Below are 12903 nucleotides of genomic sequence, written 5' to 3'. Positions count from 1 at the left end.
AGTTCGGATTACCCTGCGTGAGCCTAATCACCTGGTCGGGAGGAATTTTCATACACATATTTTGCTTTTTTAAAATTGGTTAAGACAAAACTATTATCATCACCAATTCGTAGGGTTCGTTTTTGTACGAAAATGGTTTGATTTTGTACAAAAGGCAAAAACATGTGTTTTTCGCTGTAAAATGGAGGTTAGAAGCGCTTTATTATTCGTTTTTTATACACATTAGATGATCTAGGATAACGGTATCGCTTGGTTGCACATCGATAGCTTCACCCTGACCTTTATATATGATATCGCGGAAACTGGCCTGCGAGATACCTTTGGCTTTTATCGGTTGATGACTGATTAAATTTCTTACAAATAAGCCCTGCACATGCTCGCCATACTCGACCACCAAACCTTGTTTTGCTAGCGGACTGATGACCATATTCTCGATAAAAACATGACTTATACGAAGTTTACCCACAGGCATAATCCGTATGGATCGGTGTGAAATTGAATAGAAGTCCTGCCAGTTCTGAAGATAAATAGTTGAAATGTTGTCGATTTCGCCCCGATATATCGAACCACTGACTACATTGACATTTTCTTCGCCTGCTCCCACCCCGGTGTCTGTTAATCCTATATTAATAAAGTCGTCACCACTTTTACCTTTGCAATTTGCAATAAGAATATTTTTACAGCCAAAACGTACGCCCATGCCGTCTTGATTTAAGATCTGTTTGTCTGCTCCATCAACAGTGACGGCCTGCCTTACGTTAAAAGTAATATCGCTTACCTTACCGTTTGTACAGCGTTCCAATACCAGTCCATGCCCATGATAATCCTTTAATGTAATGCCGCTAACCTCAAATACATCAGTGTGAACCAATATAATGGCGTGGTTCCGCCATCCACCTTTTTGATTCTCTCCGGGCTTACCTGCATCTGTACCATAAGATTGTCCAAATCCGCTGGGATTTAAGGACAAGATTTTATTATGGTCACCGGTAGCTCTGGGATGATCAGCTCCTTCTAAAAGAACATTTCCTTTTCCGATAATCTTGATATTCTTTGTGGGTGCTATATCTTTAATTGCCAACCCTGCATTTGCCGAACGAATAAAATTATCCCGGCATTTATCCGATAGCTTAATGGTACAGTTATTCAATTCAAGTTCAAAATCGCCCGGAAGCAAAATGGCCTGATCGATGAGCCAGACACTTTTTTTCGTTACCGCATCGTATTTAGGGATCACTACTTTCCCAGTCGACTTTTTTGCTTCATTTATGGCTTTTTGTATACGTTCTGACTGGGAACCACTCTTGTATTTATTGGGGCTGATCGACGTCTCATCTACCTTTTGGGCGACAGCCGCTGTCAGATAAATTACGTTAAACAAGCAAAAGCAATATGTAAGCAGAAACGTTTTTCTAAAAATTGTCATTTTCATGATCGTTAGGATTTCAAAAATATAGAATTGCCTTCCTCCTATCTGAAAGGGTAAATCGGTAAACTATTGGCTGTATTTTTATTTCTTTCCACTGGAAACCTTTTTCTTAAACTCTGAAGGGCTCAGTTCAAACTGTTTTTTGAAACAGACGCTAAAGTATTTGGCATTGTTAAACCCGGTTTGGTAAGCAACTTCAGCTATCGTCAAATCCGATTTTTCTAACAGATAAGCACTTCTTTTCAGTCGCATATTCAAAATAAATTCTTTGATAGACATTCCCACAATATCATGTATTTTTTGATAGAGAATGGTTCTGCCTACGTTCATATCAGCCACAAAATCTTCTACGGAATAACTGGCATTGTCAATATTTTCTTCAATGACCTGAATGGCCTTAATCAGCAGTTCCTCGTCCATGGAGGTAACGGTTACATTGGAGGGATCTACCTGAACGTGTTTGCTGTATTTTTCTTTTAGTTCCCGCTGATTTCTTAGAATGGTTTCGGTCTGTTGCAACAGATAGTCGACATGAAACGGTTTATCAATAAACACATTGGCGCCATATTCCAATGCTTTTATTTTATGCTGGTTGTCATCTCCCGTACCCGAAATCATAATAATAGGAATATGGCTAGTCTTAAAATTTTGTCTAAGGCTACGGCATACTTCCAAGCCATTGCGATTTGGCATGATCAAATCGGTAATAATAAGTTGCGGATAAATTTTTTCGGCTTTAATTAAGCCTTCTTCGCCGTCACTTGCTGTATATACATTATATTTTTCGGCCAGACGCTGCTCCAGATAGACACGCAGCTGTTGGTCATCTTCAATGAGCAGGATATTATCTGTCTTTTTTATAGGGATCGATCTTGTTTCTGGGGCTGCAGTATCCTGCGTGATAATATCGTCGATTTCAGAAACGGTATAATCATACACGTTAGGCTGCATATCGCCTGCCCCGGCCTGTTTCCTTAACGGTAGTGAAATGGTAAATGAAATTTTATCGGTCTTATTGACCATCCATATTTTACCCTCCAGCACATCTACCAGTTCTTTCACAATGGCAAGTCCAAGTCCTGAACTTTCTTCAAAAGTTGGCCGATGAGAAGATAAGCGGTTGAAAGAAGTGTAAAGCGTCGCGATCTGTTCTTCAGAAAAACAATCGCCGGTATTTATAACTTCAATGGAGATGTATTCGATTTCCGTCGGATTTAACGAAGGAAACCGTTCTTTTTCTTCTGCCGTTGCACTATAGATACGTACGCCCACATACCCATTATCTGGTGTATATTTTAGGGCATTGGAAAACAGATTAGTCAATATTTTTTCGATAACATCATAGTCAAAGGCCACATATAAATTGTCCTTGTACGCAGAAATATTGGTTTCAACACCTTTTTTATTGGCATAGAGTTCAAAAAGGCTAAATATATCCCTTACAAAATTGATAAAATCACCAACCTGCGGATTGAGTGTAATTTTTTGGCTTTCTATTTCGCGAAAGCGCAGTAATTGGCTAATCATCCGCTGTATTCTAGATACATTTTTCTCTATTAAATCCATGTAGACCAAAGCAGTATCGTTGGCCACAATCGTATCTTTGAGTTGCTTAAGCGGCTGTAAAACCAGGGTTAGCGGTGTTTTTAAATCGTGTGAGATATTGGTAAAGAAGTCGGTACGCGCCTGGTTCAGCTCTTGCATATTCTGTTCTTTTAAACGCTCGAGTGCTAATCGCTCTTTAAACACTCTTTTATTGCTGTAATATCTCATAATGAAAAAGAGCAGAGCAGAAACAAGTGCTGCATAGCAGCAATAAGCCCACCACGACAAGAAAAATGGTGGATCGACATGAATATATAATCGTGAAATTTGACCGCCCCATAGCCCATCATTGTTGGAAGCCTTGATTTCAAAGGTATAATCTCCGCCTGGAAGATTGAGAAACTGTACAGATTTCTGATTGGCATGACTGATTTGCCAGTCTTCACCAAGCCCCAACATCCGGTAAGCGAACTGGTTTTTCTCTGCGGATAGATAACTATTTGCCGAAAACTTAATTTCTACATTAGACTGGCTACTGGAGAGCCTTATCTTGTCTTCTTTTCGATTGGAAAGACTACCAATGTCTTTCGTTAAAACTGATGAGCCATCCGCTGGTTTCACGAGTTTATTGTTGACCAGAAATCCTGTAAAGAAAACTTTCGGTTTTTGCAGATTTTTATTGAGGTACGCCGGATCGAAAAGTAGAAATCCATTGGTACCACCAAACAGCATTTCACCCCTGGAAGTTTTGTAAGCGGCATGAATATAAAATGAACCAATGTTATTTTCCTGATAAAATCTCGCTTTCTCAAATTTACTGGACTTCCAGTTGAAACAAAAAAGACCATCACTGGTACTTAACCAGATATTTTTCGTGGCAACATCTTCTAATATGCCAAATACCATTTTCGCCGGAAATCCGTTATTTACACTATAGTTGACATATGTCCCATCTCTTCTGAGTACATTTACGCCTTTACCCAATGTTCCCAACCACACTTCGCCATTTGAAGTCGCTGTATAACTACACAGGTAATTTGCTGAATAGGAAGCATCTTTGAGCACGTAGTGCTTCAATACCTTTAAGGTATGGGGATTTACAACAAAAAATCCTTGATGGCTAATTAAACAGAGCTGATCTTGGTTATTCACATATAATGCTTCGACTTCGAGTTCCATTTTTTTGCCCTGCGCATTAAGGACGCTCACCATCTCTATAGAACCCAGAGGCTTCCTTCGATATAAAAATGATTTATCGGGATCTGTCATCCACCAGGTGCCTTCCTTATCGTTTACAAAATCATAAACGGTGAGTGGTTGCTGGCTCTCCGGAGAGCGGAAATTGAAACTGCTGAAATGCTGATTGTCTACATCATAACTGCCAATACCGCCGTTATAGGCTGAAATCAACAGTTTTTTGCTCATTCGGTCAAATTTCAGGCGTTTAATCATATGGGGACTTGACGAACTACCCTGCGATTTTTCTAGGGGGGTAAACTGATCCTTTTTTCTATTCCAGTAATTCAAGCTTCCCCCCTCGGTACCGATCCATATGTTTCCCAGATGATCTTCCTGAAAACTACTGACTATGGGGTGATTGAGTCCCCCTGGGCTGGGCTTGAAGTAACGCACTCGGGAATCGTAAAGCGAGCAATAAGCTATTTTACCACCGTAAGTACCTATCCAGGCCCCTTGGTCCGGGTCTGGATAAATCGTCCATATCGAGTTATTAGGTAATGAATAGGCATCGTTCAGGTTCATCCGTAAGGCACTGCTACTTTCAGTCGCGGGATCATAAAAAAATAATCCGGCCTGTGTAGCCACCCAGATTATGCCGGTTTGGTCCAGATAAAGTTTTTTGGTTAAAACAGATGAATTTCCCGCTACGCTTACCGGGATCTTCTGTTTTAAGGTACCTGTCAAATCCGTTACATGGATTCCCCCTCGCTGTGTTAAAAAGTAATATAAGCCCCCATACGCAACCGCATCGTTCACCTGATTTGTCGTACTACCAAAATCCGCAAACTGGATTAAGCGTTTTTTCGTCATTTCAACTTGATACACAACAGCACCTTGGCTTAGAAACACGTGATCTTTAGCACTCAATATATTTTGGAAAGACTTGTTTTTGGGCAATAAAAAGCTTTCTGTCTGTTTATTTTGCGGATTATAGCGTAGTATGCTATTGTCTGACAGCATGTAAACCTGACCATCACTATGTACACAAAGCGAACGGATCATTCCGGGAACCACGACATGAAAAGAAAACCGTTCGTAATCGAAGTTTAATAAGCCTTGCCCAGAAGCTAGAAACAGATTTCCCTTTTTATCCCGAATTAAAGAACCATAACCCCATTTTTGTGCTGGTTTGATCGCAGAGACGATATCATTTAACTGATAAAAACTGTTGCCATCGTACATGAAGAGCGCATCGGGTCCCGTGTACCAAATACGTCCTAAACTATCTTTTGCGATGCTCTGTATACCGCCATAATAGGAAGTTTCGGGCATCAAATGAAATCTATACCTCGAAAGATCGATACCGAGAACACATTGCCCCCAAAAAATGAGGAAACAAATTATCAGACTGTATTTATTCATTTACCGATGCTATTAAAGCTGTTTAAATTTCAATCCAAGATTTACGCGTGCCAGTTACAATCAAAATACCTGAAGCTAATTGTTGATTAGTGGTTCTATAAACTTCGATTATCATACTATTAGGCAAAGAGCTTCGTCGAAATTCTGGCCTTAGCTCTTTTTCAACTGTTCAGCTCCATGCGAAGCCAACAGTACCAATTTACTTAAAAACAGGCGTTGGGGACAAACTTATCTTCTTTTGCTGATTATTTTTGAGTTCGAAGATTACAAGTTCATTTTTTCCGGGTATTAAATCCGCCGAAGGAATTAATATCGACTGCTGTTTTTCTTCCTCCCAGTAAGATCCCAAATATTTTTGATTTAACCAGACCTCGCCCATTCCCCATCCTGTCATATTAAGATACTTGTTTCCGGACAGATTGTGTTCGAACTGACCTTTGTAAAAACCGGGGCTGTCATTAGCTGGTCTTTGTTCAAAAACCAAATCCCTCAGTGGATAATTACGCACCGTTAAGGGGATCATTTTCCAGTCTTGAAGGTCGTTTCCATCTAAAGTAATGGTGCCAAATAGCCCTTTTGAATTATCTGTAATTTCTGGTCCGTAAGTGATCCGACCAATATTCTCGACATAAAGTTGAAGCAAGTGTTTGCCTGGATTTGCTTTGATGGCTAGTTTTTTACTCTTATCTGTCAGGCTACCCTGCACCTTACCGTCGACATAGACCACGGCATAATCGCGTACGTTTTCCAATTCCAGCTCTTCGCTTTCGGCATCAGAGTTTATCTCGGTCTGATAAAGTACATAGCCCGATTCGATGTCCAAATCGTTAAAAGATAATGCATTTCCTGCCTCGACAGTCTTATTATAGACCTGGTTTACGGATGCTTTCTCTTCTAACCTAATTTCCTGTGCTATGAGGATCTGACCCCAAAGAAAAGTCATCATAGACAATATCATTGTTCTTATCATCGTTTAATCCTTTTTATTTCTCTAAAAATGACTGAATAAAGGTCTCTTCTACGGCCACTTGCGGCGAGAATTTCTCACTTTTTACATAATTATCGATACTGTACAACAATTGTTGGGTAGCGGGACGGTTATCCATATCATTTTTGGTATCCAATGCCAATACTAGCAGTTTCCCGCCGTTCATTTTGGCTTCGAAACCAATGCCCAATTTCTGGTTGTTGTCGTAGCTGTCGATGACCTGTATAAAGGGACGCAGTTGTTGTGGTGCATGTTGCATTTCGATTACTTTTGCATGGTTTAGGATATCCCACCATTGCCAATCGGTATGGTATGAAGTAAGAAAATCCTTAAACATGGCCTGTTTATGATGGACCAGGTTGCCGATGGTCATCGGTGCCCATGCAAACATAATGGGATTCCAAAAATGATTGTGAAACAGTGATTTTCGACCTTTTACCTGGTCTGGCGAAGGATAAAGAACCACGGTTTTGCCCTGGGCCAACTGCCTTTTTGCAACATCATCGTAGACATCGGTGTACAACACATTTGCTGTAGATTGCATCAGATGTTGATGCTTTGGATATACCCAAATGTCCCAGCTATTCTTAATGCTATCGTTCACCGCAAGATGAACCGTAACTTTTTGGGTGCCGATGTTTTTCAGGGAAATCTCAAATTCACCTACCGGCGATACATTTTCTTTGGCAATGGTTTGCTTTTTCAGCGTTCCCTTTTTCAATACGTTACCAGCGGTATCGGTCAACCACCATTTAATTTTCGCATTTTCAAGTGCAGAATTGCTAAAGTTATATACCTCGGCTTTACCCTTAAATGTTTCTGTGTTGAAAAAACTGCTTTTGTTATAGCGTAGTAGAGCGACTGTTGGCGCGCAAAACTCCCTGAATTTTTCTGCTGTAACCAATCCTTTCGAATCCCAAAAAGGATCGAATATCCCCACGGGTGCGTAACCTTGTCCCGGAAAGTCGTTCATCGACAAAAGCTGAAATCCGGCAGATTTACCCGATCGTAACAGGGCTTCAATCACGGCTTTGTACTCCAGCACGGTCAGCGCACCAGATGCTCTGAAGAAATCCTTTGCCTGGTCCAGCATGCCATTTTTTTGCAATAGATCGCTAAATACTTCAAAATTGCGGGCCTCTACGGGACTGTTGGCATATTTCTTTATTTCATCAAAATTTGGATAAATACAACGTTGCCCTGACTCGTGTGAAATGACGGGCACATCGACATCAGATTCCAAATTCTTGTCCCAATCGGTACCGGGCAGACCTTCGTACACCTTCACCGGCCCTTTATTGGTTTGCTGGGAAACGTAATATTGATCTGATTTAACCCGTGTTCTTGCCGTAGAACCGCTGTAAAGATGGCGGGGATCAGCTTTTCTGCCTTCGGCAGTCAGCTCCTCGATAAAGTCGAAATTCCCGGTAATTTCATTTCCGTTGCAGTACAGAACAAAAGAAGGATGGTTGCCATATTCTTTTAAAATAGCTTTAATTTCCCTACGGAAGAAGTTATATCTGGACTCGTCGGGTTCGGCATCTTTGCCCCACATAGGCATTTCCACTTCAAAATATATTCCATGTTTGTCTGCCATGCGAAAGGCCGCCGCCGGCGGGCACCATGAATGGAATCGTAAATGGTTCATGCCATACGTCTTCATCAGCACCATGATTCGTTCCCAAGAGGCATCGTCGAGCGGAGCATGGCCTGTTTTTGGAAACACTGCATTTTCTACATTGCCTCTTAAATGGATGGGACGATTATTGAGCAGTACATGGTTTTTTCCTTGTTTTACTTCACGCATACCAAAGGTGGTAGCCTTTTCATGCCGATAGCTGTTTTTGCCGTCAGAGGTATTCAGTTGACAATTTATACGATAGAGGTTTGGGTTAAACTCATCCCACAATTTGATATGCTTACCTAATGGAATAGTGGTCTCTACGAAGGTCACCGAATCGGTACTTACCAATGCAACTTCATCCTTAAGGCTGTAATTTGTTCCCTCGATGACGAAAGACACTTTGCCCTTTACCTGTTTTTTGGTCGCATTATTTACCCGTAATTTTACTTTTATGGACTGATCGGCTATATTTGGATATACCTGAAGATCTTCCAGATAAACTGGGTCTATGGCCAGCAGCTTTATTTCTCCTAGAATACCGTTCCAGTTAATCTGTGTAAATTCAGTATGCGCATGGTTCCATTTGTGTGTGTTATACTGAAACCGGTTATCGATACAAATGGTCATGCGATGCTTTTTTCCGGGCTTTACAAATGAGCTCAGATCGTGGTTGTGGGGTACACTTACATAATCGATACTGCTGACTTCCTTGGTATCTATAAAAACTGAACTCAACCAGTGGGTACGCTCAAAGTATAGGAATATTTTTTTCCCTTTCCATTCGGCAGGGATTTCAATATCACGTTGGTACCATGCCGGTCCCATGTATTCGTATTTTCGGGTCAAACGGTCGATATATTTATAGGGATTTTTATATCCTATCTGATAATCATCGGTAATACCGGGAAGCTTAATTGTTTCTTGCAAAAGATGATTATAGCGGGGGGACAGCGAGCCTCTACGGAAATCCATCACATCCGTCTGGAACCCCCAAGTGCCTGATAAATCGATAGCATCTTGAGCCTTTAACAAGGCTACCTGCAGGAAAAGCCCCATTAGGCACATCATTTTAAAGTATTTATAAATGCTTATCCTGTATTTATCCATTTTGTGTTTCGATAGTTTAGGTGCTTTCATTCTTTTCAGTATATTATTTTTGTAGGCATCGAAAAAATTGTGTCACTGTGGTACTCCTCTTTAAGCTCGGTTTCGTAATTGAAGTCTTATTTATTATCATAATAATGTTTCATCAGAAACCAGGCTTTCTTTCGGTAGCCTTGGTCTGAGATCAATCCTTTGCGGTTCCAGCCATCTTGGTTGGTCGGATGAAAACGGAACGGCGAACGGAAATCAAATAGCAGCCAAGGTGAAGTTCCGCGCAGGTTTGGAATATGCTTAAACATTTCGAGGTTGTTTTTGTACAAAGTCGCTTGGTAATCTTCACTCCAGGAACTGACGACATCCTTTTCGCCCGTTTTGCCATACAGCGCCTCGCCTCCAAATTCAGAAATAATTAAAGGCTGGCCTCTTGCCACATCCCATACTGCTTTATCAGGAGAAACTGGCCAGGAGTGGTACCAGCCTAAATATTTGTTGACAGCTACGACGTCCAATTCTTTCGTAAAAGGATCATCCATAACAAAGGTTTCCTTCTCCTTATTGAAACGAACAAGATCAAAAGCAGCGGTTATAAGCCTGGTCGTGTCAATGCCTCTGCATGTAGCAATCAAATGCCTGATAAAAGCATTTCTAGGCTCGGATGGTTGGGTTTCATTGGCTACTCCCCAAAAAGCTAGTGCGCAACGATTTTTGTCTCGAGCAACCATTTCCCGCATCATTTTACCGGCTTTCTCTTTGGTCGATTCATTTTCAAAATCGATGCCTTGCCAAATGGGAATTTCTTCCCACAACAAGAAACCCATTTTTTCGGCCATTCTCACGATATGTTCATTTTGTGGATAATGTGCCAAACGAATCATATTACAGCCCAAAGCTTTTGCTTCTGAAAGCAGCATCACTGCATCGGCCTGTGAAAAAGCACGACCTTTGCGCTGAGGTATTTCCTCATGAAATGAAATGGACTTGAGAAAAATAGCTTCGCCATTCAGGAAGATATCTTCCCCTTTTACCCAAATATTGCGAAAACCTATTTCCTCCTCTATTTGATCGTCGCGCGTTGAAATCTTCACGTTATACAGTTTAGGTGCAGTAGGCGACCAACGTTTGATTTTTCTCGATAGGAATGAAGTTTTTACTTCCCCCTGAGCATCTGTTTTAAGCGTTTGTTTTAGTTGTAGTTCCGGTATTTCAATAGTTACTGAGGAATTGGCCATCGTTTCCGAAAGTTTGACCTTCGCATTGATTTTATCGGCTTTGGTTTTGTCCAATTGAACAAAATAATCATCGATAAAAACTTTTGGCGTGCTGACCAAAAAGACATCTCGGGTAATACCGCCATAGTTCCACCAATCAAAGGCCATTGCCGGAATGGCATCAACCTGCCGGCTATTATTTACCTCAACTGCCAAAAAATTATCGTTTTCTTTAGCTGCATCCGTTATTTCAATCTGAAAGGGGGTAAAACCACCTTCATGTTGTGCAATCTCTTGTCCATTGAGATATATGTGACAACGGTAACTTACCGCAGCAAAATACAAGAACAACCTTTTGTTATTTTCTTTCACTACATCGAACTTACGCCCATACCAGATGGTACCTTCGTAATATTTAAGTTCAGGCATTTGACTGTTCCAATCTGAAGGTACATTTAAACGGAGCCCATTCTCGAAAGCGTATTCATAAAAATCAGTCTTGTTTTCGGCTTTTTTATTCAGATAGATTTGGTTTTTTCTTCCCTGGTCGTATAAGTCTACAATAGCGTCCCACTTTCCATTTAAGGATTGAGCTCGCCTACCATACACATTGGCCATATTTTGCTGTGCAACAAGGTTGGAGGTTATCAGGCTAAAAAAAAGGGACAATATCAAAGATAGATTGATCAGCTTTATCATAATAGGTGTTAGTTGTTAATAAAATTTTCTATTTTACCTGCAATGCCGAAAGCTTTGTCCAACCCTGAGCCGTCAAATCTCCATCAAGGGCAAGTTGAATTGCCGGCTTATTTTCCTTGGTCGTATCAACAATGGCGACTGCCCAGCTATATATCCCTGAAGGTAGATCTACTTTTGCATTTAATTTATAACTCGCAGCAGTACCTTTCAACCAAGCAGACGGTTCACTCTGACGATCTACAAAAATCTTTTTAACATTCCCATTGGCATCTAACAGTGCAAAAGCAACTTTATATTTGTAGTTCCATTGTGGAATATTATTAGGTAAATAGCCCCAGCCCATATTCTGCCAACGATGGGCGATTTGCGCTATCTTTCCCGACTTGATATCTTGAGGGAGGTTGATTTGGTCTGGATATACACGGTAGCCACCTTCTGTAATAAACCGTTGAACCAAATCAAAGGACTTAAACCAGGATTCAGTTTCTCCCCCAGCTCTAAAGTCCATCATATTGACATGGGCTTCGGCCGACAGGTCGAACTCACCTTTCCTCACATCCTCATCATGACCTTCTCTATATTTTCCACTGGGGTCTGTCCAATAACGGTGCTTACCTGGGGCAATAATCCAGCCTCCTTCCATAATGATAGGACGCTTAAAATTCCATTTCTTGGCAAAATCCTTTTCCCAATTCTGGTAATAGCCAGTCATGCCAAAAGCATCTTGGCGAAGGCTATACCCCTTATCAATAGCTTTATCCAATAAGCGTTCACTATTCGGGTTGACTGCGCCCCAACTTTCGGGATGACCGACCAGACGATGGTAGTTGATAACCAAAGGAACTTTTGTAAATGTGTTAGCATATAAGCTGGTCACCCAGTCCAGGGTTTCTTCCTTTATTTTTTCAGTACTTTCGGGTGTCGCCATTTTGGGGTCTTCATAAACAACATAATGTGCTTCGCCCCATTTCCCCAAGCCATAGGCATCAATAAAAGAGGTCTTTTCAGGATCATTAAATTCCTTGGCCAAAGCTGTGATAAATTTGGTATAGTATTTTCTAAATACCGCATCCTGAGGATAAGGTGTTTGCCTATCGGGATGATTTTCATTTTCCAAATAATATTTGGCTCCGAGGTCGAACACAAATTTGGGTGTATTTTGACCTTGGTCGCGACCATCTACCACAATACGGAGCGCTATGGGCAACCCTCTCGTTTGTGCGCCTTTAAGGAGCTTTCCTATTTTAGAGTTTGGATCATCCCAGGCATAAACACCGTCACTGGGATTCAGCGAAGACCAGCTCGTGCGTACATAACATGCCGAAGCATAATCAATGACCTTTACCTTTTTACCCAATGCTGGCACAAAATATTCGATATCCCAATACGTATCATCGGCATTACGGGGAGCATACATTACCCAACCATTTAAAGGATTGCGCAAGACTGAATGACCATCGTATTTTGGCTTTAATAAAATATACCCGGTGTTGCCCGAACCGCTTTTCCCTTTATTTTTTTGAGAAAAACCAAGCAATCCAGAAGTGCACAATAAAAGCGTTAAAAAAAAATTTATTATCCAATTTGAGAATAGCTGTTTGTTTATCATTTCGTTTTTGAACATATTTTCAAGTCTATTGGTTATTTTATTCCTGTTGTGCCAGCGACTTCTATAGTTTATCATTTAGTGTGCTGATTCAACAAA

6 protein-coding genes are annotated in these 12903 nt (G+C 40.9%); all 6 read right to left on the bottom strand.

Annotated elements, in window-relative coordinates:
- Nucleotides 1-202: 202 nt before the first annotated feature.
- The gene (locus tag CBM24_RS06115; RefSeq protein WP_157698380.1) at nt 203-1381 is read right to left on the bottom strand and encodes a glycosyl hydrolase family 28 protein; all 1179 of its coding nucleotides are present in this window, start codon (nt 1379-1381) and stop codon (nt 203-205) included.
- Nucleotides 1382-1510: 129 nt separating this feature from the next.
- Nucleotides 1511-5575, bottom strand: a complete 4065-nt coding sequence (locus CBM24_RS06110) for a hybrid sensor histidine kinase/response regulator transcription factor (protein ID WP_198386046.1) — start codon at nt 5573-5575, stop codon at nt 1511-1513.
- A 199-nt stretch (nt 5576-5774) separates the two neighbouring features.
- Nucleotides 5775-6545, bottom strand: coding sequence for a beta-galactosidase (locus CBM24_RS06105; RefSeq protein ID WP_088160534.1), 771 nt, complete (start codon nt 6543-6545; stop codon nt 5775-5777).
- A gap of 13 nt (nt 6546-6558) precedes the next feature.
- Nucleotides 6559-9324 (bottom strand): sugar-binding domain-containing protein, encoded by a 2766-nt coding sequence (locus CBM24_RS06100; protein ID WP_232475695.1) that lies wholly within the window; start codon nt 9322-9324, stop codon nt 6559-6561.
- A gap of 86 nt (nt 9325-9410) precedes the next feature.
- The gene (locus tag CBM24_RS06095; RefSeq protein WP_088160533.1) at nt 9411-11198 is read right to left on the bottom strand and encodes a glycoside hydrolase family 2 protein; all 1788 of its coding nucleotides are present in this window, start codon (nt 11196-11198) and stop codon (nt 9411-9413) included.
- A 28-nt stretch (nt 11199-11226) separates the two neighbouring features.
- Nucleotides 11227-12807 carry a DUF4832 domain-containing protein gene (locus CBM24_RS06090; protein ID WP_198386045.1) on the bottom strand — a complete coding sequence of 527 codons (1581 nt, stop codon included), beginning with the start codon at nt 12805-12807 and terminating at the stop codon, nt 11227-11229.
- Between the last annotated feature and the right edge of the window lie 96 nt (nt 12808-12903).

This window comes from Sphingobacterium sp. G1-14 (genome assembly GCF_002196555.1).
GTDB classification, from domain to species: Bacteria; Bacteroidota; Bacteroidia; order Sphingobacteriales; family Sphingobacteriaceae; genus Sphingobacterium; species Sphingobacterium siyangense.
This window is presented reverse-complemented; position numbering and strand designations above follow the sequence as displayed.